Below are 26,766 nucleotides of genomic sequence, written 5' to 3'. Positions count from 1 at the left end.
CATTTATTATAAACAAACAGCACAATGAGAACTATATTTTTTGCATTATCTTCATCGCTCCTATTACTGTCCTGCCAACATGCTGGTGGTAAAGTTTCTACGAACAATTTACAAGACAGCATCCAAAAAGATAGCAGCTTCCATATTGTCAAAGATATGGCTACGAACATCATCAAAAGCGGATTCAATGCGGGGGATGGATACAGTGAGGTATGGATTAGAGACTACAATACATTTATCACCTTAGCAACAAAAGTACATCCCCATGAACAGATCAAAGATCAACTGGCTTTGTTCTTTAAGCTACAAGGTTCTGATGGTAATATTGCCGATGGTTTTGTCAAAAAGTCCAGCTTAAAAAATAGCGTATCGGACTATTACACAATCACCAGCACCTTGGCTCCTGATTATGCTGCACATAAAAACACGGTTGAAACAGACCAGGAATCTTCTTTAATTCAAGCGGTACACAAATATATCGTTGCAACTAAAGACAAGGCTTTTCTAAATGAAAAATTTGGTGATGCAACTGTAAAGGATCGCATGGAACATGCTTTACAATTTTTATTGGACAAACGTTATAATGCTACTTATGGTTTACTTTGGGGCGCAACTACGGTTGATTGGGGTGACGTTCAACCTGAACACGATTGGGGTGTCCATCTCGATGAAAATTCGCATATTGCTTTGGACATCTACGACAATGCAATGTTTTTGATAGCGCTTGACAATTACATGGATCTTTTCCCTGAGAAAAAAGAAAAATGGAAAAAAATCAGAGCTTCCATAGCAAGTAATACCATGAAACACCTTTGGGATGAAAAGAACCAGAAGTTTATTCCCCATATTTATATCAAAGGCTCTCCATTTTCGGCTGATTTTGATGAAAATCAAATCTATTATCATGGCGGAACAGCTATCGCTATTGAGGCTAAATTGCTCAGCAAAGAGCAAATAAAAGTTTCATTGGATAAAATGATTAAAAATGTAAAGGACGCTGGTGCAGCAACAATTGGACTTACTGTTTACCCAACTTATCCGACAGGCTCGTTTAAGAACAAAGGCATGTATCCTTACGGTTATCAAAATGGTGGGGACTGGACCTGGTTCGGTGGGCGTATGATTCAGCAGCTCATTAAAAATGGCTTTCAACAGGAAGCTTATGCGCAAATACAGCCGATGCTTGCCCGTGTTATCAAAAACAAAGGATTTTATGAATGGTACACAAAAGATAACAAACCAGAGGGCTCTGGAACTTTTAGAGGTGAAGCAGGCGTGCTTTACGATGCTATCGAATTACTGGAAAATATAGAAGCAAAAAGATAAACATGAGTTGTTAATTATTGCAAAAGCTATCGTGTATAGACCCAGCGAAAAATTGGACATTCAACTGTACGCTGAAATTTATTAAGGCATAGCAACCAAATCCTTCATGATTTTAATAAATTGTGCTCCGCAGGAGTTACCGGCAGTGTTTCAACAAATATACGCCCTTTTCTTCTAAACACTTTTGAATGCAAGTTTATCCTCTACCTATAATCACTTTGCATTCGCTTAAAGGCAATTACGTTGGAAAATTAGAATTATTTTAGCCGTTGGACAATAGTGAGCCTAAAAATGTCTGCACGATACTCAATCGCACTGCTTATCAATCTCAATAGCATTTAGAGCGAAAAAAAAGCGTTTCAAAAATTAATTGAAACGCTTTTTAGTATGCTAAAGCGACTGCCTAGGCGAGTTCGATCAAAAATTCTTCTTTTGGAAGTCTAAACTTTTTCAATTTCAACAACCAATCTTCCCCTTCCATACGATATCCCAAAGGGAGCATGGTCGCGCTCTTCAATCCAAGTTTGTCCAATCCTAGCAATTGATCCAACTCCACATTTGAAAAACCTTCCATTGGTGTGGCATCAATACCTAGTTCTGCCGCTTGTGCAATTGCCAAACCAAAAGCAATGTAAGCTTGTTTTGCCGCATGTGCAGCCTGCTGCTCTTCGGTAAAAGTCGCCAATTGTGCTTTTAAGTTATTCTTATATTCATCTGTTGTATCAAGTGGTAAACCACGTGATGCATTCATTTGGTCAAAAGTACTATCAATTCGATCGTCCGTATATTTATCCCACCCTGCAAATACCAGCAAATGCGAACTATCAGCAACAATCTGCTGTCCCCAGGCTATGGGTACTATTTTTTCTTTTAATTCCTGATTTTTAATCACGATTACACGAAACTGCTGAAGCCCAGAGGAACTGGGAGCCATTCGCGCAGCTTCCAAAATCTTGTCTACATCTTGTTGAGCGACCTTTTTCGAAGGATCGTATTTTTTTGTGGCATAGCGCCACTCCAGATTATCTAATAACGCCATTTTTGTTCTAATTTAAATGATCGATAGCAACTCATTAAAAGTTATGTAAAGATACATAAAAAATCAAATGTCTAAATATCAAAAATCAGGGGGTGAAACTGTTGACTAATTTTCGTTATTTAATTGTCGTATATTTGCTTTTATCGGAATTAAATCGCAGTTTTAATCGAATTAAATTAAGAACTTCATATCGGTTTATATTCCAATAGAACCACATGGTGTGGAAACAGATTTTACATGCTTCACAATAAATAGTAGCGATGTCCATAACGAATGAAACCGAATTAACAGGCATGCAAAAAGCGAGCAATGCTGTTGCAAAGACGTTAAAATCCATGATAGAATATGCTCAAGTGGGAATGTCTACGAAAGAGCTTGACGAATATGGAGCCGAAATATTACAAAGCATGGGTGCAAATTCTGCTCCAGCACTTACGTATGGATTTCCTGGCTATACCTGTATTAGTATAAACAACGAATTTTGTCACGGAGTACCGCATGCGGAAAGGATACTGCAAGAGGGTGATTTGATTAATATTGATGTATCTGCAGAGCTTGCCGGCTATTGGGCTGATAATGGATGTTCCTTTGTTATCGGAAAAGATATACATCAACATGAAAAATTAGTAACAGCGTCCAAAGAAATTCTTCAAAAGGCAATAAGTAACATTCGAGGCGGCGTAAAAATAGCAGACATTGGACATCTTATTGAAAATGAAGCTAAAAAAAGAGGTTATAAAGTTATCAAAAATCTTGGTGGACATGGTGTGGGAAAAAGTCTGCACGAAGAGCCTAATGAATTGCTGAATTATAAAAATCGCTTCGATCAACGCAGATTTCGTAAAAACACTGTGGTTGCTATTGAAACCTTTATCTCAACAGCTTCTACGTACGCGACTGAACTCAGTGACGGCTGGACAATGGTTGGCGATAAGGGCGGGTTCATGGCCCAGCATGAACACACGATTCTGATTACTGATGGCTCTCCTATTATATTAACGGCAGAAAATGCATTTTTTTAGTGCGCAATAGCTAGATACTGTTAAACCATTTTAAATAATTTATTGAAAGCGACTAAAATGGCTCATTTCTTCTCACCAAGAATTTAGCCTATCAATAGTTCATAGACACTCAGCAGAACCTGAGCGATTATAAAAAAATTAGGGGCTTCTCGTATGAGAAAACCCCCAAATAATATATTTTTTATGGCTAAAATTATTAATAGCAAGTTCAACAATATCGTTTAAGTGCTACTGTAGTAAAGATAGATTTTACTTTTCAAGAAAAAAGTGATGAAAATCACTTTTAAAAAAATTTTTTATTTCCATTGTAAACATTCCACCTTTTGCTTTACTGAAGGGTAAAGAATATGTGGCCGGACATTCCTTCCGAAATCTCACGTAGTGGCAATACTACTAACATGGAATCGACTACTCGCGGCATAAATGTTTTACAAAATTTGGCTTAAAAATTCAGCAACAAAAGCTAAATTCGCTACATATACTCATCGCATACAAATGAAAATTTGAAATTGGAGCTATCATGACATTGAAAGAACTACAACACAGTAAAATATATGGTGCGAATAATGGTGGAACGCCATTAATTGTACTTCACGGTCTATTCGGAATGGCAGACAACTGGGGATCCTTTGGCCGTGGTTTCGGGGAGAAAAGACAGGTACATTTACTCGATCTACGTAACCATGGCCGTAGCTTTCACAGTGACAACATGTCAATAGAAGTGATGGTAGACGACCTTCTTACCTATATAGCGTCTATCGGAACTGATAAAATAGTACTTTTGGGGCACTCTTTGGGTGGAAAAGTGGCCATGCAATTTGCTATCGACCATTCAGAAAAAATTGAAAAACTGATTATCGCTGATATAGCACCCAAAGCTTATCCTCCACACCATGAAGATATCTTCGATGCATTGTCTGCTGTAGCTATCACGACGTTAGAAACCCGAAAAGATGTGCAAGATACGATTGAGCAATATTTAAGTGACCCTGGCGTTATCCAATTTTTATTAAAGAATGTATATATCAGAGAAGATCGAAAATTAGATTGGCGCTTTAACTTGGATGTTTTAAAAAATAAATATACTGAATTTATCACTGTAGCGATAAAATCAGGAATATATAACGGTGCCACTTTATTTTTGGCGGGCGAGAAATCAAGATATATATTACCGGAAGATAGGATAAAGATCAAGGAACAATTTCCAAATGCCGAATTTAAAACTATCCCTAATGCAGGTCACTGGGTTCAAGCCGAAAATCCAAAGGTATTTGACGCTTTTGTCGCCGAATTCTTAGATCAGTAAATTCATAAAAAGCCAATATCTATACCTATTCGCCAGTTAGTAAAACCCGACGTGCTGGATAGACATTGGCATTTTTATTTCAAAGCCTTTGAGTAGGTTTTTATAGCCCTATCGCGAGCCATTTTGTGATCTACCATAGGCTGACAATAATCTGCAGTACCTAAATCAGGCACCCATTTTTTTATATATTCCTGATTTTTATCAAACCTATCCGCTTGGAGAGCCGGATTGAAAACCCGAAAATAGGGTGCAGCGTCACAGCCACTCCCGGCGGCCCACTGCCAGTTGCCATTGTTGGCAGACAAGTCATAGTCATTTAACTTTTGAGCGAAGTAAGCCTCCCCCCACCTCCAGTCGATCAACAAATGCTTGCAAAGAAAACTTGCCACCACCATCCGTACACGATTGTGCATATAGCCTGAAGTATTCAATTGTCGCATGCCTGCATCGACCATGGGATATCCGGTTTCTCCATTGCACCATTGCAAAAATTCCTTTTCATTATTCCGCCATGGTATAGCGTCGTATTGCTTTCTAAAGGATTCGGTAACGACATGGGGATAGTGATAAAGTATTTGCATAAAAAATTCGCGCCAGATCAATTCAGATAACCATGTTGCATTATGTTTTAATGCAAATGCAACACATTTACGAACACTAATGGTTCCAAAACGAAGTGCTATCCCCAATTTGGTGGTACCCTTTAAAGCTGGATAATCGCGAGTTTCATCGTAGTGATCTATGATACTGGCATCGAGATGCGGTTCTTCAAAAATGAGGTCTGTTTCTAAAAAACCCATTTGTTTTAACGGAATGATTTGCTGCTGTTTTTGCTGAAAGAAGAATTCAGTTCCATAAGTATAGGAACGATAATCATCGGAGCGCAGTTTCTCCCGCCATTTTTTTGCATACGGTGTATACACTGTATATGGCATTCCGTCATTCTTTAAAATGTCTCCCTTATCGAAAATTACCTGATCTTTTATAGCTTTGAAATGAATCTCAATCGATTTGCAAAATTCGAAAATTTCCTTATCCCTACGAATTGCCTTCGGCTCATAATCTCGATTACAATAAACTCCCTGGACATCAAATTTTTCAGCCAATTCTCTAAAAATATCGATAGGTTTACCATAAAATGTATTTAAAGAGGCTCCACTTTTTTGCAGTAAAGCATTGATATGCGTTAGTGCTTGATGAATGTAATGAAGCCTGCGGTCGCTTTTGTCTTCCAATTGCTCCAAAATATCCTCATCAAATATGAATATGGGCAATACAGGGAATCCAATCGTCAGCGCGCGAGCAAGCCCGCTATTATCGTCCAAGCGTAAGTCGCGTCGAAACCAAAATATAGTAACTTTATTTTTTTCCATAAAATGACGGATGTTCCATTCCCTAAGCATAGCGAACAACTGTTCGGTACTAGACAAACTAAACCATCAGGAGTATTAAATATTATGCCTGATGGTTCAGCGTTTAAAAATTGTATTGGATTAGTTTTTCAGACTTGCCATATCGATAACAAACCTATATTTAACATCACTTTTCAGTAACCTGTCGTAGGCGTGATTAATATCCTGAATTTTAATGAGCTCAATATCAGATATAATATTGTGTTGACCACAAAAATCAAGCATCTCCTGCGTTTCTGCAATTCCACCGATCATCGACCCTGAAAAGCTCTTACGCGCTGGAATCAGACTAAAAGGAGCGACGGGTAATGGATGTTCTGGAGCACCAACAAGCGTCAGTGAACCATCCCGCTTCAATAAACTTAAATAGGCATTGATGTCATGCTGTGCCGAAACGCAGTCTAAAATGAAATGTAATGTTCCCGTATGCTCTTTCATTTGTCGTGCATCGGTTGATAAGATAACTTCATCAGCACCTAAACGTTTGGCATCGTCGACTTTCGAAGCAGAAGTTGTAATCACAACCACCTGAGCTCCCATCGCTTTCGCTATTTTAACCCCCATATGTCCCAAACCGCCAATACCAACTATACCAACTTTTTTTCCCGGTCCCACATTCCAATGTCTCAACGGGGAATAGGTAGTAATTCCGGCACACAATAAAGGAGCTGTTGCTGCGAGATCCAAATTTGCAGGGATATGGAGCACAAAATCCTCATCCACCACAATGCGTTCGGAATAACCACCAAAAGTCTGTTTATTGAGGTGTTTATCGTGTCCATTGTATGTTTGGATATTTCCATTTTCACAATATTGTTCCAGCCCTTCTTTGCAACTTTCACATTCTCGACAACTATCTACCATACAACCTACGCCAGCTAGATCACCGACTTTAAACTTGGTTACAGCATCCCCAACTTTAGTAATTCGTCCTACAATTTCATGGCCGGGTACATTTGGGTAAACAGTCCCACCCCACTCGTTTCGCGCTGTATGTAAGTCAGAATGACAAACACCACAAAATAAGATATCAATCTCGACATCTTTTCCACTGGCTTCACGCCGTTCGATAGCCATCTGTTGCAGTTCGGCAGCTGGTGCGCTTGTGCCAAACGCCTTTATTGAAAATGTACTCATACTTGATAAAATCGTTCTATAATTTTTGAATAAATGACTAAAATCCCCTATATCGCCTAAATCCATCCACGCGATAAAAATAACCATTGGACGTGAAAAATGTTTTGCAGGAATTATTTTAAAAGTAAAAAGTAACTTTTAAATTAGCATGATTAGAAGTCTTAAATCGAGGTTTCTTTACAACTCATTAGATACTGGGCTAAACAGCACTATAAATTCGAAAAGCGTTATAAACCAAATGCGCTAATCAGTGTCCTCAACTTGTACAAACTGCATTGCCAAACCTTGTTTCTGACATATAGTTAGAATAGAGAATTCCAATCGACTACTTATTCGAAGGACAAGCAAAAATTGGTTGTCATCTAACATGAGATCAATATTTTTTATCTCAGGAAAACGCTGATAGAGAAAATTATAAATCTCGCTAGCTCTCCATTTTAGCTTGCGTGACAACGAATAAACTACTTTATACATATTTAGATTATTTCAAAATTTTAACGGCAATTTGTTGTAGCTGATTGTTCAAAAGGTGCATCTGCTTTAGTTCTTCAATGTCACGGGCTAGTCGAACTTTTTTATTTTCATTTTCCAGCGCAAGAGCGAGCCCATCCAACCGCTCTACATCATTGTTGATTAATAAATAACAATCTATATCTGGATCCAACAATCCTGTAATCTCAGTACGGCCGGGTTGCTCTGTCTCCACCATAATTAAAATACACCTTTCTGATGCAACGCTCTTTACCAACTCGCCCACTTTCGCATTTAATTCCATAGCATTTTCCCAATCTATGTTTTTATTAAAACAGTTTAAAAATCAATATAGACATATTTTGTATTTATGTCGAATTTGAATACAAAAAAAACAGTACCTATATTCCTTACTATCCAAAAATTTGCCATACGATACAATCATTAGCGAAGGCCTTTGACGCAGATGCTTATCAGCCAGGAAAGTTTAGCTTCAAAATCTGGAAAACGGTCAAAGAGTAAAACTTCCTGTTCAAAACAACGCGATGTGGTCACTAACATTTCCGATAAGAATAAGATGTCTTGTTCACCAAGCGGCTGAATTTCTTCTTTCTTAATGGCTAATTCAATCATTTTACGGATCAGCTTGATTTCATCATCCAACATGTAACGCGTTTTTGAAACCATCAAAGCTGGATCTGACTTCATGTCTTCAAATGCGAGATGAAAACGCTTAGTGATTAAGTTAATTTGGCGCAATTTTGCCTGTAAAAAACCAACTAGGTTATCTTCCAATGAAGCGTTTCTATGGTATGTTTGACTCGCAACCTGAAATACCTGTTGACACAAATACTCGGCAATTGCATCGAACACGTCCATTTTACTGGTAAAATAATAATACAACGTGCTCCGCCCCTTTCCACAAGCTTTTGAAATATCCTGCATAGAAACTCTTGCAAATCCATATGTTTCAAACACTTTCATGGAAGATAGGATAATTTCTTCTCTAATATTTTCCTGTTGACCTGTCATTGTTCGACAAACATACAAAAAATGTCGAAAAAAAGCTATATCTGGTATTTTTTTATTATTACTACTGATTTCCTATAAACGGTACATTTGTTCTGTACAGTCAGTGTGCTTTGGCGAATTGGGAAACCAAAATAGTTTTAAATCGGGTGGATTTATCAAAAGGCTGCCTATCTAACCTTTTATACGTCTATTCATTGACATTTGGAATATAATCCGGTAGATAAACGTTTTCCCTTCTCATCGTTTGGATATACTTTTTACCGTATATCTCCAAGCGGATATCGACAATTTCAGTGATCGCAGGTTCATTGTCTTTATCTTCTCCGAATGAGAAAATCTGTTCTTCCCGTCTATTTTTTTTAAGTAAAAAATAATAAAAATCTTCACTTTCCCAACCTTCTATACTGCCCCCGGCATCATTCTGAAGCTTTAGTCTTTTGTAGCTTTTTTGTAAATAGCGGTAAATTTTATTAAAATCATCTTTATTTTTTAAGCTCTTCATCGCATTTAGGTAAGCAAATTTACCACTGTTATCTTCCGCCATCGTTAGGGCAGGAAATGATACTCCGTTTAAGAGTGCTATGGTATCTTTTTCTTCATTGTAAGAAACAGTGGTATAACGATACCCAAAATTTTTGACTGGCTTTAACTTCCGTGTTCCCCAAGCTGCGGTAGACTCGATATAAAATAACGTAGGCAGACTCCCTTCTGAATTAAAAATAGCAAGCGTATCCTTTTTAAATATGGCGGTTTCAAAGACTTCTTTCAACTCTTTCTTATCCATACTTTTAACGTCCGCATGCAGCAACTCTTCGCTCCTCTTTATTTTGGGGCCATAAAATTTGGATGCATTAAAGTTTCTATCCAATTTTTCAAGTATCACCCGATCCGGATTTTGCGATTGACAGGAATACAGCACACCAGATAAAACGATCAGACAACATACACTATAATATAAAAAATGAAACGGCTTCATCGAAATTGTCATTCAAATTATTTTTTGGGTTATGATCTTTACTGCGACGTAAAGATCTTCAAACTAAAATAAATTTGTATTCATTTGCAAATGAAATTATGCAGGATTAACACCTTTTGACTTTTAGCAGTGCAGCGAAATCCAAAAGTACATCGTCGTACATCGTTCCCGTTGGGTCCAAGTTGAGTCGACCAGATATGGTCTGTCCGCCCCTGTTTAAACAAATAAAGGTTACTAAAATCAGAAAAATTTGATTTTAGTAACCTTTTACTTTGAATTACTTGTTCCTATAATTTTATAATCAATCATTGAGTAACAACTGATCGATATATTCCCTGATCTCTTGGGGTAACATCAGATAAACCGAGGTTTTCAGATTTGCTTTACTTGGTTCACCATCGATGAAAATATTCTTAAATCCTTCATTGAGCCATTTCCCCTCATCTTCTAGATATCCATGATATTTGCTATTTAAGTTCTCAATAATATTATTATCGTTTCCCATGCTTTCCGTCATTTATTATATGTAATCTGCATCTGAAATATTCGACAGGGAGACATCAACTTTGGTGCCACTCCTCCTTAAAATTTTTAAATTTAGCTATCCAATAGCACATTTAAAGTTTTCTTAATATTTACATATGCTAATAGAACAAAACCACTAACAACTATATATCAACACATTACGATATCAACACATTACGACCCTAAAAAAACTAGCTATATTGCTTAAGTCGATATTATTCGCAATTTTTAGTATTGAATACCGTAATTTTGTATTTGAATGTTTTTCAAACCTTTTACTTATGATATTAATAGCAGTTTTATTTCCTTGGTTATCGTTTTTTTTACGTGGTAAAATTCTAAGTGGTCTTCTCTGTTTGATCCTTCAGATAACTATACTTGGTTGGATACCCGCAGCCATATGGGCGGTTGCGTCTCGTGTTGACGGGAAAAACGAACAGCGCATGCGCAAATTGGAACGCAATATCCGTAATTACCGATAAAACATCAGGGCTCCGTTATTCGGTAAGCCGAGCATCATTTAGATTCCAAAAATTGTTGTACTTGTTTTAATGTAAAATCAATCAGTGGTCGTTGACACCGCCATTAAAATCAGTCATCATATAGTTCCCATGATTAGCTGGTAAAATAAGCAGTCGCGCATGCGGAATCCGCTGAAGCCCCTCTCTTTTTGTATTTCCGGATGCTGCTATCAGCTTTTCGAACTTGTATGGGTACATCGTCACAAATTTCAAACGGGTTGTCGCTCCATTGCTAAAACCAAAAAACGAAGCTTTGCCGATGGAAAGAAAATCTAGAACGGCCAAAACATCTTTGGCATCCTGCTCGAATGTTTCAGCTGAGGATCGATGATCGGATCTTCCATGATTTTATAGATCTATCAAAATCAACTGATACTGATCATGCAACCTTTTTACAGTCTACTTAAAATCCGAAAAACCGGAGGATGCACCACCATGAATCAGTACGAGAGGTTTTCCTGTGCCAAATATCTCGTAGTAAAGTTTTATCCCTTTAGCAGGTGCATAAGCGCTTTTCGATTCTATTTCACGCATAATTTATACTAAATAGTCTATATTTTTATCAATAGCACACGCTTCTACAGCGATTTGTTTTCTATAATTTTTTAAAACTCAACAAGACCCCATCGGTAAAAGACTTTTGCAGGTCCAAACTTGTAAACAGATCAGGGTCGAAAGTTTCTATCTACACCGGTTTAAAATCATTCCGTTTAATGTACTGAGATAAAAGGCAACATTGAACGATATCACAATATTGATAAACTATACAGAAATTCGACTTGTCCTATGACAATATTGAAGTACGCTAAACATTTTTCTGCGATACTGTAGACATACACTTTATAGCTAATTAAAGGATAAAAATCTCACGTATTGGGTCGGTAAAGAATAAACAGATGACTGTGGTATATTTATTGTAAGAACGTCATGGAACATATAAAAACCGATTCAAATGAGAAAATTAGCATTTATAGCAATGAGTCTTGTTACTTTCACGGCCTGTAATAATACTCCCAAGAACAATGAATCCAAAGAAGCAGTTGATCAAAACAAGGAAGAAGCAACCCCGTCGATCGGCGGCAACAAGGATGAGCATGGTTGTTTGGTCGCGGCAGGACAAACTTGGAGTGAGATCAAACAAGGGTGTATCCAGGTCTTTAATGTTGGCTTACGCCTAAATCCAACGGAGAAAGAAGAAGGAAAAGCTGTCATTAGTGCTTTTGTGGTTCTTAGCGAGGATAAATCAAAGCTAGAATTATTCTTACCTGATGACAATAAAAATACCATTATCTTGGATAAAGTTGAGAATGATATCTATCAGAAGGATAGCTATAGATACGATGCTAAAAAATCAGCGCTTTATGTGGATAATACGATCAAGTACACAGGTGATGTTGAGTAGCCCAAAAAGAAGATCTCGTTTTAATCCTATATCAGCACAAGGCCTGCTGTATTAAATTCCTGAATGCCACAATAGTTATTCTGAATCCATTTTGCTTGGAATAACTATTGTTCAATTCTATTAGTTTCAAGTGTACTATTGAACTATTGGCACAATTTGTACTACATATGGCCCTGAGTAATGATTCCCTATCATTTTATTCTCATTTACAGTAATATGATATTGGCCAACATCTTTAAATCTATAGGCAAGCTCTTGGCCGAAGGGGCCATCAGCCGAACCATTGGGCAGAAAAAGCTGACTAATTCGTACATTGGCTGTATCCATGGGAGTTTTTATTTTGATAAGAGCCGAATCCGCCTGATGGACTGAAATGAAAATAGTATCTGTTTTTCCTGATACCATATTCATTTCCTTAGATCTTCCACCACCAAAAAACGTTATGTTAGAAGGTAATTCCTGTGCCTTGTGCTTAGATTCATTTGTACTGAATTGTGGTGGGCGATCAGGAAATTGACAAGCTCCATAAATAAAAATTGCCAACACATTCATGATCAATAATCTTAATTTACCCATAACGTTTTACTTAAAATAACAAAAGTTATTAGATTACGGTTTTTAGTTACGACAACTTTTTCTGTACAAAACAAACGCTGAAATTGAATTTGTTACATCGTCCACAAACTCCATTTTGATTTGATTGCATGTGGATTTAGTTCTCGTATTTTTTGATAAAAAGCATAGAAATTCCTATTCCAAAGGGAATAGTTATGCGTAAAACTAAAAATGGACTGTCCCTTGCTATCCAATTGAACGACGACTTGCCAGATATAGTGATTATTAATTTGAGTCGATGTCCTACGAAGCTCAATGATATCCACTAACCTAAAGGATCTACCTGCTCCGTCTCTTCGACCGACAGCGTAGAAATAATTTTCATCAAAAAAATAATCTTCGTCACTTAGCAGATTATCTTCTATACCAAATAAAAAGGGACGTGATGACAGTTTTCTTAATTTATCTGTCTCAAAATGATCATTCATTTCATAGCTTTTTTTAACACTGTATAAATATTTCTTAGCTACATTTTTCCTATATACTGCTATCGACACGACAACGATCAACACACAACTGATAACCAAAATGATGCCTTTAGAATTCATTTATTCCACAAAAAGAAATTAACTTATACAAATCAGATAGAACATCGGAATTCCCCCTTCATCTTTCTCGATAGCATCTAATCCTTTGAAATAGATGTAGCCACCGACTTGTTTCTGACCTATTTGTTGTTCAAATTGATACAGCAAATCCAAAGCCGTAAAATGTAGTGGATGTGAAGACCACATGAGACAACACTCAGACGGAATGATTACCATTCTGCCATGCAATATTATTCCAAGGACTTCCTTTCTTTTCTTTAAGATACCCAATATACCTTTTCAAGTAAGATTTCCCAATTTTACTGTTTACACCAACTTGATCTTCTCCTTTCAGGAAATAATCGGAAAATTGCAACCAATCAATAAAATGCTCTCTCGCAAATAGTGACAAACTCTTGAGAACATTTAATGCCAAAGGTTTTGGTAAATATTCAACGTCCGTTGCGGATGTAGTAATATGACTTACGACAGCAACAACAAAGGCATTTACCCCTGATTTGGAGATATCCCAAATGGACGTATCGATTTTGCCGTTTTTTCCCTCCAATGCGGTCCCTGTCTTTTCTATCCCAAGTAACGTAAAGTATGAACTCAACATTTCAAGACAAGTTTCTCTATCTGTTATACCAAAATCTCTCTTTAGCAATTTGATAAAATCACTTCTATATTGATCAACCCTTGGATAATTACCAAATTGATATAAGTGAATCGGATAACTACCATCATCTCCGGTACTTCCGAATACCGTAAACCAATCCCCAAAAACAATCACTCTAAATGCGGCTCCTAGCGCGTTACCAAACTGTTCTTCATAAGGAGTATTCAGAAGTATAGCGTTATCAGGTACTAAACTTCCCGCCATTTCTCCCTCTTCGGCTTTCAAAGTTAGTTCATCTTTGGCTTCATTTACACCTTCATTTGCCGCATTAAATAATTCTTTCAAAAATTTAAACATAACGGTATTGATATTAACTACGTAAAAGAAATCTTACTTACTATATTTTGCTAACAGCGCATAATCGTACGGGATTCTCATGGACAGCTCGCGTGCTTGCCAAATATCCCCTTCGGAAATCTGGTAGAAATCATAGGCATTTTTCAAGAAATTCTTACCGTTTGGAGCTTCAACCCAATCTTTCTTCTCTCGATTGTAAAGTAAAATCATACAACTTACACAGCGATAATTACCTGCTGTTTTTGGGTTTTCAAAACAAGTTCCAACTTTAATATTAATCTTTTGATTGATTATCACATCGGTCAATTTACGATCTGTGAAATGAATTAATGCAATTTGTGCGTCCTCATCATCGGGTCGTAACTTTGCTATTACTAATCGCCCTAAATCTGCCTTTTTAATTTTTTCGATTTCTAAAGCCCTAAATTCAGGCGATATGCGATTCGTATCGACCGGATATAGTTCATCTTCGGCAGCCGTCACTTCTGTCGTCGTTACTTCGGTGGCTCCGGAAGCCAATAGCTGCTTATTTTTTTGGTAATTTTCCCAATCTGCTGTATCGTAGCTAACCCACTGCTGTATCTTATAGAGTAAGGTTTCCCCCTTATTGACTTTTATAAAAAACGCTGCAATTAAAAATGAAACCAGCAATATGAACAGGATAATGAGGACTCTTTTCAAACTAAAAATATTTAATGAAGTATTTAAATCTGTAAAATCGTGAAAACATATCCCATGTTTTCATTGATCACCGTAAATCTGCACATAATTATTCACCCCTTAAATCCGGAACCCATATTAGGTCAAAACTTGGCGATATTTGTAGCTTAATAATAAATATTTGAAAACAACATGACAATTGTTGATTTTAAATATTTTAGCCAATTAAATACAAGTAGACTGTATAATTTCCGTATTTACTAAAGTAGGTCATAGACATCAAGAATAAAACTGAAATACATTGATACCAAATTGTATCTCATAACAGTTTTAAATCAAACACTTTCAAAAGTTAGAATCCGATTACTGTCTGATCTTCCCTTTGTTGTCCTTGAAAATGATAAGAAAAAATGACCAGCTTATTGCATCCAAATATGTCAGCAAGGCCTTGATTAAGTAACCATAAGCATAGATAGCCTCTTTGACATCAATAAACTTAATTTGCTCCAATAATAGTCTGTTCAGATCACTGAAGATAAGTATGAGTAAGATCAGACAAATAGTTTAAAAATATATAACAAAGTTGTCAATATATTCATAAAATGCTTCATAAAAAAGAAGTTACAAGGATCAATCCACCTTTATTGTTTAGCCAGAATGAGCTTTACAACTTTTTCAATAGGTCGACCAATCACGGCTTCACCATCCTTTACAACGATAGGTCGCTCAATTAAGATCGGATACGCTAACATCGCATCGATCCATTGCTCATCGGTCAAATGATGATTTTGGAATTTTTCCTGAAAAACAGATTCTCCTTTTCTGATAAGTTCCAAAGGTTTTAAATTGAGTTGCCCCAATAATTCAATCAACCGGTCTCTGGTTGGAACATCATTTAAGTACTCCTGTACTTCTATATCCACAGCTTGATGCTGTAGCACTTCCAACGCATTACAACTCTTGCTACAATTTTTATTATGATAAATTTTAATCATGGCCATAACATGTAAAGGGTATCTTTGTGATAAAGAAAAACAATTATTGGATACTGCAAAAATACGAACAAGATCACAAACAGTTTAAATAAAATACCATTAGCTAACAAAAAATTGGAATTCATTTTTGAGAAACTGATCCATTTATGACCTAGGATTGTTTCACTTTTTTTAATTTAGTGATATGAAATCAGCCGAAAGTGTAACAGATTTTTACAAAAGGCAACCAGGTTTAACTCATCTGGATTTGCCGCTAAATAATACGGGAATTGGGCATTTCAATGTTTTCAGCAGGGAATCCTGTACTGTCGTATCTCCGTACAATCGCCGCGATTTTTATAAAACCTCCCTTATCATAGGGCGTGGAAAACTATATTACGCAGATAAGTGGATACAAATCGATAGACCTGCCATGTTATTTGCGAATCCGGTTGTTCCATATGCTTGGGAGCCCGAATCCTCAGAACAATCCGGATGGTATTGCGTATTTACAGAGGAATTTATACAGCATAGTGAACGGATAGAAAGTCTAAAAGACTCTCCCCTGTTCAAGATAGGTAGCAATCCGATTTATTTTCCGGATGAAACACAATTAGCAGAAATTTCTACAATCTTCCAAAAGATGATGGTTGAAATGAACTCGAGCTATATCCATAAAGATGATATGTTGCGAAGTTATCTACATCTTCTAATTCATGAAACGATGAAATCGAGTCCCGCAGCGAGTTTTGGATCTTATACCAATGCATCGACTAGGGTATCGGGATTATTTCTTGAGCTGTTAGAAAGACAATTTCCAATCAATACCCTTCACCTTAGCCTGCAATTGAAAAGCCCTGCAGATTATGCGCATGCGCTTTCGGTTCATATCAATCACCTCAACAGGTCGGTAAAAGAAGCCACAGGCAAAACCACCAGTACACATATTGCAAACCGTGTGGCCCAAGAAGCCAAAGCTTTGTTGCTGCATACCAATTGGAATGTATCGGATATTGCCTACAGCCTAGGATTTGAATATCCATCCTATTTTACCAATTTCTTGAAAAAGCAAACCGGGATGTCTCCAAACCAAGTCCGAAGCAGTACTGTTTGAATTGTATAACAATCTGTTTGATTGTCTTAACTCGCTTCGTTTGTTCCTTATGTACTTTTGTATTGAACAAAATGTAATCATTATGAAATATAGAAATCTTGGAACAACAAATGAAAAACTCTCTGCGATTGGATTAGGTTGTATGGGAATGAGCTTTGCTTACGGACCTACGGACGAAAAAGAGAGCATTGCAACATTGGAAAGAGCATTGGACCTTGGCATTAATTTTTGGGATACCGCGGATATGTACGGCAACGGTGCCAATGAGAAACTTATTTCAAAAGTGCTTGTTCCCAACCGTGACAAAGTTTTTATTGCAACAAAATTTGGGTTTCGCTTTAAAGATGAAATAGCAGGTCCAAGTGGTACGGCAAACACTTATTTCGATGGCTCGCCCGAATGGATAAAATTAGCGGTAGAAAAAAGTTTAAAACGCCTTAGAATCGACACCATAGATCTTTATTATGCGCACCGCGTAGATCCCAATATTCCTATCGAAGAGACCGTAGGCGCTATGGCAGAATTGGTTAAAGAAGGAAAAGTGAGGTATTTGGGTTTAAGCGAAGCATCTCCCGCATCAATCATTAAAGCAAATGCCGTACACCCTATAGCTGCTTTACAGAGCGAATATTCGCTTCTTACACGTGATGTAGAAAAAGAAATCTTACACACCGTAAGGCAGTTGGGGATAAGTTTAATTCCTTATGCGCCTCTAGCGCGTGGATTATTTTCCAATTCTTTAAATTTAGAAGATCTTGCTTCGGACGACTTTAGAAGAACCTTACCTCGAAATCAAGGTGAACATGCGTTGAACAATGCACATTTAGTCGCCGACTTCTCCCTACTGGCAAAAGATAAAAACTGTAGTCCTATACAGCTCGCTTTAGCTTGGGTGCTGGCACAAGGAAATGACATCATTCCTATTCCAGGAACTAAAAAAAGAAGATACCTGGAGGAAAATGTTGGTGCCCTTGATGTACAATTATCGCATGATGATTTAAAAAAAATAGATGAAATACTTCTCAAATACCCTAATATTGGAGCACGATACAGTGAAGGTGCTATGGCTTTAGTCAACCATTAATCCATTTTTGAGATTATAAGTGGCTTGCCAGCGTCACTTATGATCTCAAAAATTGTTTTCCACTGATCCAACTTTGTCGTGTTGTCATAATACACTATAGGAACAGATCCGATTAGTATGTATTAATTATCGGGAATAGCAGTACGCAATGAAAAATAGAAAGAACTTCCTGCGCCATAATCACTTTCAACACCAATTTCGCCACCTTGCGCTTCTATAAACTCCTTACTAATACTTAAACCAAGTCCTGTTCCACCCTTTTTGGACCCTGGCACACGGAAGTAACGCGCAAATATTTTATCCAAATATTTCGGCTCGATCCCTTGCCCACTGTCGGTAACGATAAACTTTGTTTTAAGTTCGCTGTTTTCCACCGCTATACGAATAACCGAATCTTCATGGGAGTAACGTATCGCATTGGAAAGAAAATTTGTAAGAACCCAGGCAGTTTTCTCATTGTCAGCAAATATAGCTTTCACATTGGGGTCTACCTCGATAACAAAGTGGATATTTTTTTGATTCGCAGCAAATTGATTTGCCATGATAGCATATTCAATAATAGGCTGTATTTCTGTCGTATGTAAGTTAATTTGAATAGAACCACTTTCAACCTGCGTCATATTTAACAGTTCACCGGTTATTTGAAGCAAGCGGTTAGAATCATCTTTTATTCCATTTAACAACGTGAGCTGCTCGGTATTCAGATGACCTATTTGCTCGTTTTCCAACAATTGGACCCCCATTTGAATCGCCGCAATAGGCGTTTTGAATTCATGCGATACGGTACCGATGAAGTTTGTTTTTGCAAGATCAAGTTCCTTAAATGGCGTAATATTCTTTAGGATAACCACCTGCCCGATAAACTTTGGTTCAAGTTCACCTGTGGGCAAAACATTGATATCGATAACATCTTTTTCAAAATAGCTTTCTCTATCGTCTGCATAAATTTTAACAGCATTTTTTTCACGTTTTTCTACAGGAAGAAAAAGATCTTTAAAAATATCCTTAGCGAGATCATTTTCATCTGAAACCGCTAAAGCAGATCTTCCGAGAAGTTGATCTTTATGTAGATTTGTGATGCGAAGTGCTTCCTCGTTGACAAAAATAACACGTCGCTCTTCGTCGAAGCCTATCACCGGATCATGCATATGATCAACAAGAGACTCTATTCGTCTTTTTTCCTTTAAAATTTTTTCAAGTTTACTTTCAGCATATTCTTCCAATTTCTCTGCCATGGAATTAAATGAAGCGACGAGTTCCGCAAACTCACCTCCGCTCTGTACCTGAATACGCTCTTTGTAGTTCTGTCCTGCAATCTGTCGAATACTCGCTGTCAATTTCGCAATGGGGTCAGCTATATTGGACGGCAAATTGACCAGCAATATAAAAGCAATGATAAAACAGAGCGCCCCGGCAAATGAAATGACCAAAATTGCATGTTCGGCAGTGCGATCCGCAACAATACTCTTCCGAGAAATTGCCGTCATATTTTGTTCCATTAACAAGGCAATATCCTTTCTGATAGACGAGACAATAGTAACATCTAAGGGCTTATCTTTCAGTTTTAAAAAATGTTTGGCAATTGCGTTTGTTGTTTGCTGCTCTCCGACTTCAGTAACATTTTTCCGTTGTTTGTCAAGATTAATCTGGAAATTATTAAAAGCAGCTTTTTCAACAGGAATTTCCTCCAATGCCAATAACATATTCTTGGCGTACAGCAGCGTATTGTAGTTCGCTGTCAGTATATTTGCGGTATCCTTTTTTAACCGGTTTACATACCAACCGCTTAGTGCGGCAAGTAGAAAGATCATGAGAAAAAGTGATCCTACACCAAAGGTAAGTTTCGTTTTTATTTTCATCTTATTCACAATTTGTCTTTATCATTAAGACAATATAATCAGGTCGATGTCTTCGGTCGACAGTTGTGCCAGCAGTTTGCTAAATGTATCCTTAGCAAGTAACATCCTTAAAAGAGATAATCGTGGTTTTCCAATGCAAACTGTGGTGATCTTGCGGAGCTCGCACAAAGCGATGATCTCTTTTGTCACACTATGACTTTCTACTTTGATAATTTCTCCACCAAGTTCTGTCGCCAGTTTGAAGTTATTGATCAGGTGCCGTTGTTTATTTAAAGCTATCCGGTCTCCGCGCTCTTTTGGCAACTGTACATAGAGCAAAAACCAACTGCTATTGTAATATCCTGCTAAACGTGCTGTTTTTCGGATGACGTTTTTTGCTTTTATTTCATTAGAACTTATACAAGCAAGGAAACGCTCCTTTCGCACCCATCGTTGGGGTTGAACTTCAATCTCTACTTTGCGTTGAACCTGGGAGGCAACTTCTTTCAACGCCATTTCACGCAATTGTAAGATATGTTCGCTTTTAAAGAAGTTTTGAAGCGCTGCCTGAATTTTTGACGCGTCATAGATCTTACCCTCTTTTAGGCGAATGATAAGCTCTTCTGCAGTAAGGTCAATGTTAACGACTTCATCTGCGGAATCAATAACACTGTCGGGAACACGTTCTTGCACTTCAACGCCTGTAATCGCTTTGACCTCCTCATTTAAACTCTCAATATGCTGGATATTAACAGCGCTGATTACATTAATCCCCGCTTCAAGAATCTCCATAACATCCTGCCACCTTTTGGTATTTTTACTGCCTTCAATATTGGTATGTGCCAGCTCATCGATAATGACAACCTCGGGATGTGAATTCAAGACAGCATAAAGGTCCAGTTCCTCCAACTGTTTGCCTTTGTAAAAAAGATGGCGTCGGGCGATAAGGGGTAGACCGTCGAGCAATTGATGTGTTTCCTTCCGATTATGTGTCTCAATATAGCCAATACGCACATCGATTCCTCCCTGTAAAAGGGTATGTGCATCCTGTAACATGCGGTATGTTTTTCCAACCCCTGCACTCATACCGATATAAAGTTTGAAGCGACCTCTTTTCGATTTCCGAATAAGGTCCAAAAAGTGTTCAGCGCTTTTCCTCTCTTCCATTTTTATTGCCTTTCATTTCAGAAGGTTCCTGCCGATGCAACACACGGCAGGAACGATTGTTTTTAAAAACTAACAGTAAGTGCTGTTACAGCCGTCACACTATTTTTCACCAACTTATTTGTCCGATCAAGGAAAATAGCATCTTTATTTGTGAGATTACGTAGTTCCGTACGCCAAAGAACATTGGGAAGAATGGTATAATCTGCATTTAAAGAATAGCCAAACGTTTGAAAACCTTGCTCTGTAGTCGTAGAAACGATCACACCATGCTTATCGTTGTAATATTCTCCTCTTGCTGTTAAGCTAAATTTTTCGGTCGTCGCGTATCGTGCAATTAACACTGGGGTGTACCATACATTGTACTTCGAACTACCTTTTGCTTTTTGTTCAGCTCCAATATCAAATCCGAATGTGATTCCCAGCTTTTCGTTCATTTGATAAATTGCATAAAGGTTATGAAAATAGCGCATCTGTCTGGCGCTATCCGCTTTATCACTGCCTATAAAAGAACCACTATTGATGGTCCATTTAGCTGTCGGTTTATAGACCAATTGATGCCCAAATGCTGGTAAACTGCTACCGTCCACCCGTTGAATCCGCTGCCATCCGTTTAAAATAAGCCCACTTAAAAATAGTTTTCCCGATGCGGATGTATAGGATATTTTTGCTCCGGTTTCAAAATAAGGTGAATTATCCGCAAAAATACTCCTTGTTACAGTCCAATTATCCTTTCCTATAGCGCTTTCAAAGCCCAAATGGGAAGAAAATATGCCAGCATCGATCCATAAATTATGTTTTTTCGAGATACGAACGCCGGCATTCGCTTCGTAAATATTTTTTAAGACACCGGGTTCCGCACTGTAGTTCGCATTCATATATGTACCGACACCTAAAGCAAGATTTGCACGGGTATTTATTGTTTCGTATGTAGCTTTTAAAAGTGCCAAGTTTATGTTTACTTCATTCGTCCTATTGTGACTATATACAAAGCCTGGGCGTGTATTTCCAAGTGGATTGTTAAAGTCCCGAAGGTAATATGCTTCAAGGTAACCACTGATAGACAATTGGGTATTTTGAGTTGTATCTTGCTGCGCAAATAATTGTGTTACCCCTGCAAGTAAACAGACCAACATCGCTAGTTTTTTCATGTAAATTGTTCTTATAAAATGTATATCGATGACCCCTCAGGTCAATTTTATTTTTCAGCCATCTTGTCCAAAGCAATATTTAGTTCAAGGACATTGATTTTGCGAGGTCCAAACATATTCCATAAAGGCGTCTGAACGTGGGCATCAACAAGAGACTGTAGGCTATTTACCGATATACCTCTCGCTTTCGCAACACGATCAATTTGTATTTTTGCGGCCTCGATGGAGATATCTGGATCCAAACCACTCCCACTGGCTGTAACAATGTCTACCGGCACCTGTTCGCGTTTTACGGTGGGATTGTGGACTAAGAACGTATCAATACGGACCCTAACTTCCGAAAGATATTCCCCATTAGAGGGCCCTTTGTTACTTCCTCCCGATCCTGCTGCATTATAACCAACAGCGGAAGGACGCGACCAGAAGTAATCATCACGCGTAAAGGCCTGTCCAATATTTCTGTAATACTTTTGCCCGTTGTACGCTAGCATTTCCCCTTTTCCATGATTAGGTGCTATTTGCGCTATTGCCCATACGAGGGCTGGATATACCACTGAGAGCAGGAGCAATAAAACAATTGTAATCTTTATTGCCGGATATATATGTGTTTTCATCTTTGCTTTTATTATTAAAAATGTATTAGATAAATAGGGAAACCAGTAGGTCTATGACCTTGATACCAATAAATGGAACGAGTACTCCACCAAGTCCAAAAACGAGCAGATTTCTCCGTAACAGTGCGCTTGCACCTATAGGTTTGTATGCGACTCCTTTCAATGCCAAAGGAATCAGTAATGGGATAATAATTGCGTTAAAGATGACAGCTGATAGTATGGCACTTTGTGGACTACTGAGCTGCATAATGTTTAAACCTTGAAGTTCGGGTATTGCTGCAATAAACAAGGCCGGAATGATAGCAAAATATTTAGCGACATCGTTTGCAATACTAAACGTCGTTAGCGTACCTCTGGTCATCAACAATTGTTTACCTATCTCCACAACCTCAATCAATTTGGTTGGATCATTGTCGAGATCGACCATATTTCCGGCCTCTTTTGCAGCTTGTGTACCGCTGTTCATCGCTACACCAACATCGGCTTGTGCAAGTCCCGGGGCATCGTTTGTACCATCCCCCATCATGGCGACCAATCGCCCGTCAAGCTGTTCTTTTTTGATATAGTTCATCTTGTCTTCGGGTTTCGCTTCGGCGATGAAATCATCCACTCCCGCTTTTTCGGCAATATATTTGGCCGTTAACGGATTGTCTCCTGTCACCATAACAGTCTTTATACCCATTTTTCGCAATCGTTCAAAGCGTTCATGAATCCCGGGTTTTATCACATCCTGCAATTCTATGACACCGAGTACTTGTTCATTCTCGGCTACGACCAATGGCGTTCCCCCATTTTGAGAGATAAGCTTTACGCGTTCCTCTATTTCCTGAGGAAATAGATTTCCAGCCTTTACAATGATATTTCGAATAGCATCTGTTGCACCTTTACGAATACGTGTCTGTTCAAAGTCTATTCCCGAGCTACGGGTTTCGGCGGTAAACTTAATGAATGCCGGGTTTTCGACCTTATAGCTCGATGGGTTGACACCAGCCAATTCGACAATTGATTTCCCTTCTGGTGTTTCATCGGCCATGGAGCTCAATGTTGATGCACGTACCAGCGCTTCCTTCAGGACACCATCGGCGGGGTAAAAATTTGTCGCCTTACGATTTCCGATCGTAATGGTTCCAGTTTTATCAAGCAACAAGACATCAATGTCACCCGCCGTTTCAACTGCCTTGCCACTTTTTGTTATAACATTTGCACGAAGTGCACGATCCATTCCCGCGATACCAATTGCCGATAAAAGACCACCTATTGTTGTTGGAATCAGACAGACAAAAAGTGAAATAAACGAAGCAATGGTGATACCAACATTGGCATAATCTGCAAATGGTTTTAAGGTCACCGTTACGATAATAAATACAAGTGTAAAACCTGCCAAAAGGATGGTTAAGGCAATCTCATTAGGTGTTTTTTGGCGGCTTGCCCCTTCGACCAATGCGATCATCTTATCCAAAAAGCTCTCCCCCGGTTCTGTCGTTACCTGCACAACAATTCGATCGGACAAAACCTTGGTACCACCGGTAACTGAACTTTTATCACCTCCAGCCTCGCGGATCACCGGTGCTGATTCTCCGGTAATTGCACTCTCATCTATTGTCGCCAACCCCTCAATAATCTCCCCATCCAATGGAATTACATCACCAGCCTGACAAACAAAAACATCATTTTTTTTCAATTGAGCGGATGAAACCACCCGACCATCGCGCAGGGTTGCCGGAGTTTCCTCTCGAGTTTTCCGAAGACTATCTGCTTGCGCCTTACCGCGGGCTTCGGCAATTGCCTCAGCAAAATTTCCAAACAATAAGGTTAAAAATAGAATAAGAAATACCGTAAAATTATAACCAAGTGTACCTTGTGATTTTTCCCCAGTCATTATCCAAAGACAAACGACGGCCATAATCAGCGTCCCGATTTCCACGGTAAACATCACTGGATTACGGAACATTATTATAGGATTTAGCTTCACGAAAGATTGCTTTAACGCCTGTTGTACAAGTTCTTTCTGAAACAATGTTTGTTGATTGCTCATTTTTTGAATTCTTTAATTTTAAGTACTACATGGAAAAATATTCCGCAATTGGACCCAATGCCAAGGCAGGGAAGAAAGAGAGTGCTGCAATAATCGCGATCACAGCGAATACCATTAAACCGAATGTACTTGTATCTGTTTTTAGCGTTCCCTCCCCTTCAGGTATAAATTTTTTCTCAGCCAATAATCCCGCAATAGCAATTGGCCCTATAATCGGTATAAAGCGGCCGAGTAACAATACGATGCCTGTCGAAATATTCCACCAAATTGTATTATCTCCAAGACCTTCAAACCCACTACCATTGTTAGCTGCGGATGAAGTATATTCGTACAATATTTCGCTAAAACCATGGAATATAGGGTTATTCAATGTAGAAGCACCTTGGGCTGGAAACGCTGTCGCAAGTGCTGTACCGACAAGGATTAGAAAAGGATGGGCAAGAGCAACAATCATAGCGATTTTCATTTCCCGCGCTTCAACTTTCTTACCCATAAACTCTGGTGTGCGCCCCACCATCAAGCCACTAATGAAAACGGCGAGTATAATAAAAATGAAGAAATTGAGTATCCCCGCGCCTACACCGCCATAAAAAGCATTCACCATCATCGCTAGAAGTTCGTTCATACCAGATAAGGGCATGTAACTATCATGCATAGAATTGACAGAACCCGTCGAAATCATCGTTGTAACAATACTCCAAAACCCCGATGCCGCTGCACCAATACGTATTTCCTTTCCCTCCATGGCGCCCATAGACGTGTCAATACCCATCTGCGCAATCGCTGGATTTCCAGCCATCTCCATTTTTATATTTGGTATTGTCAGGATGATAAACCCAATGGTCATCACACCAAACATCATCCATGAAAATTTACGCTTGCGAATAAAAAAGCCGAATGCAAATATCATCGCCATCGGGATAATAAACTGGGCAATCATTTCCACCATATTGGTCAAATAATTGGGATTTTCAAATGGATGCGCACTGTTCGCACCGAAAAAACCACCTCCATTTGTACCAAGATGTTTAATTGGGACAAAGGCAGCTACCGGTCCTCGGCTTACCTGTACGGTATCTCCAGCGACAGTAATCATACTGTCCTTACCTTCGAAAGTCATCGGCATGCCTTGGAATACGAAGATGGCAGCAACCAAGACAGAGATAGGCAGTAAAATCCGGGTGCAAGACTTCACAAATAAATCGTAAAAATTGCCCAATTGTGTTGTTGTCTTATCCCTAAAAGCTTTGAAAATAACCACTGCTGCAGCCATTCCCACGCCTGCGGTCACGAATTGAAGAAACATGAGCCAAATTTGTCCTAGATAGCTCACTCCTGATTCACCGGAATAGTGCTGGAGATTACAGTTGACCAAAAAAGAGATACTGGTATTAAAGGCCAAATCAGCAGTCATTCCGGGATTCCCATCTGGATTTAAAGGCAAATGTGCCATATTCATCAGGATAGCCATGCTCAACAGGAACCACAGTAGATTAATTGTCAAAAGAGCAACGAGGTGCTGTTTCCAAGTCATCTGGAAGCTAGGATTAATTCCTGTCACCCGATAAAAAAAACGTTCCAATGGTTGAAACAATGGATCTAACCAGGTTTTTTCATTGCCATATACCTTAGCTATATATTTCCCAAGGGGAAGTCCGAGTAGTAATGTTACGGTGAACATCACTATGATTCCAAGAATCTCTGTATTCATTTCTTTAGTTGATTTGTATAAAAAGTGTATCATGACCAATCGTCATCTAACCTCAAGCTCTTCTTTTCGCTATCTAGCACGAAAAGAACTGACTGAGAGCGGGATTTCATCGTCGACGATAGAGAATGAGTAAT

General features: G+C 38.4%; 28 protein-coding genes. 7 read left to right on the top strand and 21 right to left on the bottom strand.

Going from position 1 to position 26,766, the window contains the following annotated elements; translation table 11 throughout:
- The first annotated feature begins 24 nt into the window (after positions 1-24).
- On the top strand, positions 25-1,326 hold the full coding sequence (locus B2107_RS08695) for an amylo-alpha-1,6-glucosidase (RefSeq protein WP_293955056.1): 1,302 nt from the start codon (positions 25-27) through the stop codon (positions 1,324-1,326).
- 403 nt (positions 1,327-1,729) lie between these two features.
- Here the strand turns inward: B2107_RS08695 and B2107_RS08690 are convergent, their stop codons facing one another.
- Positions 1,730-2,365, bottom strand: a complete 636-nt coding sequence (locus B2107_RS08690; RefSeq protein WP_293955054.1) for a nitroreductase family protein — start codon at positions 2,363-2,365, stop codon at positions 1,730-1,732.
- Positions 2,366-2,625: 260 nt separating this feature from the next.
- On the opposite strand from B2107_RS08690, the gene map reads away from it, so the two are divergent.
- Together map and B2107_RS08680 are read left to right on the top strand one after the other, a co-directional pair.
- The gene (gene map, locus B2107_RS08685; RefSeq protein WP_293955052.1) at positions 2,626-3,387 is read left to right on the top strand and encodes a type I methionyl aminopeptidase; all 762 of its coding nucleotides are present in this window, start codon (positions 2,626-2,628) and stop codon (positions 3,385-3,387) included.
- Between the two features lie 520 nt (positions 3,388-3,907).
- Positions 3,908-4,693 (top strand): alpha/beta fold hydrolase, encoded by a 786-nt coding sequence (locus tag B2107_RS08680; RefSeq protein ID WP_293955050.1) that lies wholly within the window; start codon positions 3,908-3,910, stop codon positions 4,691-4,693.
- A gap of 74 nt (positions 4,694-4,767) precedes the next feature.
- Here B2107_RS08680 and B2107_RS08675 read toward each other — a convergent pair whose 3' ends face one another.
- From B2107_RS08675 to B2107_RS08650, 6 genes are all read right to left on the bottom strand, one after another.
- The gene (locus tag B2107_RS08675) at positions 4,768-6,066 is read right to left on the bottom strand and encodes a cryptochrome/photolyase family protein (protein WP_293955048.1); all 1,299 of its coding nucleotides are present in this window, start codon (positions 6,064-6,066) and stop codon (positions 4,768-4,770) included.
- Between the two features lie 120 nt (positions 6,067-6,186).
- The gene (locus B2107_RS08670; RefSeq protein WP_293955046.1) at positions 6,187-7,242 is read right to left on the bottom strand and encodes an NAD(P)-dependent alcohol dehydrogenase; all 1,056 of its coding nucleotides are present in this window, start codon (positions 7,240-7,242) and stop codon (positions 6,187-6,189) included.
- A gap of 481 nt (positions 7,243-7,723) precedes the next feature.
- Positions 7,724-8,017 carry a hypothetical protein gene (locus B2107_RS08665; protein ID WP_293955044.1) on the bottom strand — a complete coding sequence of 98 codons (294 nt, stop codon included), beginning with the start codon at positions 8,015-8,017 and terminating at the stop codon, positions 7,724-7,726.
- A 140-nt stretch (positions 8,018-8,157) separates the two neighbouring features.
- Complete coding sequence (locus B2107_RS08660; protein WP_293955042.1) at positions 8,158-8,745, bottom strand: TetR/AcrR family transcriptional regulator; 588 nt, start codon at positions 8,743-8,745, stop codon at positions 8,158-8,160.
- A 187-nt stretch (positions 8,746-8,932) separates the two neighbouring features.
- A complete protein-coding gene (locus B2107_RS08655; protein ID WP_293955040.1) occupies positions 8,933-9,733 on the bottom strand; it encodes a hypothetical protein in 801 nt (266 codons plus the stop codon).
- A gap of 289 nt (positions 9,734-10,022) precedes the next feature.
- Positions 10,023-10,226, bottom strand: a complete 204-nt coding sequence (locus B2107_RS08650; RefSeq protein WP_293955038.1) for a hypothetical protein — start codon at positions 10,224-10,226, stop codon at positions 10,023-10,025.
- A gap of 301 nt (positions 10,227-10,527) precedes the next feature.
- Here B2107_RS08650 and B2107_RS08645 point away from each other — a divergent pair, with 301 nt between their 5' ends.
- Positions 10,528-10,728, top strand: coding sequence for a YqaE/Pmp3 family membrane protein (locus B2107_RS08645; protein WP_293955036.1), 201 nt, complete (start codon positions 10,528-10,530; stop codon positions 10,726-10,728).
- An 81-nt stretch (positions 10,729-10,809) separates the two neighbouring features.
- Here the strand turns inward: B2107_RS08645 and B2107_RS08640 are convergent, their stop codons facing one another.
- Together B2107_RS08640 and B2107_RS08635 are read right to left on the bottom strand one after the other, a co-directional pair.
- A complete protein-coding gene (locus B2107_RS08640; RefSeq protein ID WP_293955034.1) occupies positions 10,810-10,965 on the bottom strand; it encodes a hypothetical protein in 156 nt (51 codons plus the stop codon).
- Between the two features lie 201 nt (positions 10,966-11,166).
- Positions 11,167-11,301 (bottom strand): alpha/beta fold hydrolase, encoded by a 135-nt coding sequence (locus B2107_RS08635; protein WP_293955033.1) that lies wholly within the window; start codon positions 11,299-11,301, stop codon positions 11,167-11,169.
- Between the two features lie 418 nt (positions 11,302-11,719).
- Here B2107_RS08635 and B2107_RS08630 point away from each other — a divergent pair, with 418 nt between their 5' ends.
- Positions 11,720-12,169 (top strand): hypothetical protein, encoded by a 450-nt coding sequence (locus B2107_RS08630; RefSeq protein ID WP_293955031.1) that lies wholly within the window; start codon positions 11,720-11,722, stop codon positions 12,167-12,169.
- Between the two features lie 135 nt (positions 12,170-12,304).
- On the opposite strand, the gene B2107_RS08625 is transcribed toward B2107_RS08630, so the two are convergent.
- The 6 genes from B2107_RS08625 to arsC form a co-directional block, all read right to left on the bottom strand.
- Positions 12,305-12,745 (bottom strand): hypothetical protein, encoded by a 441-nt coding sequence (locus B2107_RS08625; protein ID WP_293955029.1) that lies wholly within the window; start codon positions 12,743-12,745, stop codon positions 12,305-12,307.
- Positions 12,746-12,837: 92 nt separating this feature from the next.
- A complete protein-coding gene (locus B2107_RS08620; RefSeq protein WP_293955027.1) occupies positions 12,838-13,212 on the bottom strand; it encodes a hypothetical protein in 375 nt (124 codons plus the stop codon).
- A 138-nt stretch (positions 13,213-13,350) separates the two neighbouring features.
- Positions 13,351-13,518: a hypothetical protein gene (locus B2107_RS08615; RefSeq protein WP_293955025.1), complete on the bottom strand. Its 168-nt coding sequence runs from the start codon at positions 13,516-13,518 to the stop codon at positions 13,351-13,353.
- Between the two features lie 10 nt (positions 13,519-13,528).
- Complete coding sequence (locus B2107_RS08610) at positions 13,529-14,275, bottom strand: DUF1266 domain-containing protein (RefSeq protein ID WP_293955023.1); 747 nt, start codon at positions 14,273-14,275, stop codon at positions 13,529-13,531.
- A 45-nt stretch (positions 14,276-14,320) separates the two neighbouring features.
- Entirely contained in the window at positions 14,321-14,968 is a 648-nt protein-coding gene (locus tag B2107_RS08605) for a hypothetical protein (RefSeq protein ID WP_293955021.1), read from the bottom strand.
- Positions 14,969-15,588: 620 nt separating this feature from the next.
- Positions 15,589-15,942, bottom strand: coding sequence for an arsenate reductase (glutaredoxin) (gene arsC / locus B2107_RS08600; RefSeq protein ID WP_293955019.1), 354 nt, complete (start codon positions 15,940-15,942; stop codon positions 15,589-15,591).
- A gap of 184 nt (positions 15,943-16,126) precedes the next feature.
- Between arsC and B2107_RS08595 the strand changes: the two genes are divergently transcribed.
- Positions 16,127-17,035: a helix-turn-helix domain-containing protein gene (locus tag B2107_RS08595; protein WP_293955017.1), complete on the top strand. Its 909-nt coding sequence runs from the start codon at positions 16,127-16,129 to the stop codon at positions 17,033-17,035.
- 82 nt (positions 17,036-17,117) lie between these two features.
- Positions 17,118-18,119, top strand: coding sequence for an aldo/keto reductase (locus B2107_RS08590; protein ID WP_293955015.1), 1,002 nt, complete (start codon positions 17,118-17,120; stop codon positions 18,117-18,119).
- Positions 18,120-18,241: 122 nt separating this feature from the next.
- On the opposite strand, the gene B2107_RS08585 is transcribed toward B2107_RS08590, so the two are convergent.
- The 6 genes from B2107_RS08585 to kdpA form a co-directional block, all read right to left on the bottom strand.
- Complete coding sequence (locus B2107_RS08585) at positions 18,242-19,978, bottom strand: HAMP domain-containing sensor histidine kinase (protein ID WP_293955013.1); 1,737 nt, start codon at positions 19,976-19,978, stop codon at positions 18,242-18,244.
- A gap of 24 nt (positions 19,979-20,002) precedes the next feature.
- A complete protein-coding gene (locus B2107_RS08580) occupies positions 20,003-21,124 on the bottom strand; it encodes a sensor protein KdpD (RefSeq protein WP_293955011.1) in 1,122 nt (373 codons plus the stop codon).
- A 62-nt stretch (positions 21,125-21,186) separates the two neighbouring features.
- Positions 21,187-22,272: a porin gene (locus B2107_RS08575; RefSeq protein ID WP_293955009.1), complete on the bottom strand. Its 1,086-nt coding sequence runs from the start codon at positions 22,270-22,272 to the stop codon at positions 21,187-21,189.
- A 47-nt stretch (positions 22,273-22,319) separates the two neighbouring features.
- Positions 22,320-22,886, bottom strand: coding sequence for a K(+)-transporting ATPase subunit C (locus B2107_RS08570; RefSeq protein WP_293955007.1), 567 nt, complete (start codon positions 22,884-22,886; stop codon positions 22,320-22,322).
- 25 nt (positions 22,887-22,911) lie between these two features.
- Positions 22,912-24,921: a potassium-transporting ATPase subunit KdpB gene (gene kdpB, locus B2107_RS08565; RefSeq protein ID WP_293955005.1), complete on the bottom strand. Its 2,010-nt coding sequence runs from the start codon at positions 24,919-24,921 to the stop codon at positions 22,912-22,914.
- A 25-nt stretch (positions 24,922-24,946) separates the two neighbouring features.
- Positions 24,947-26,632 (bottom strand): potassium-transporting ATPase subunit KdpA, encoded by a 1,686-nt coding sequence (kdpA, locus tag B2107_RS08560; RefSeq protein WP_293955003.1) that lies wholly within the window; start codon positions 26,630-26,632, stop codon positions 24,947-24,949.
- Between the last annotated feature and the right edge of the window lie 134 nt (positions 26,633-26,766).

Source organism: Sphingobacterium sp. UBA7855, from assembly GCA_002500745.1.
In the GTDB taxonomy this organism is placed as follows: domain Bacteria; phylum Bacteroidota; class Bacteroidia; order Sphingobacteriales; family Sphingobacteriaceae; genus Sphingobacterium.
Note: the sequence above shows the minus strand (reverse complement) of the source record. Positions and strands in the feature narration are given on the sequence as shown.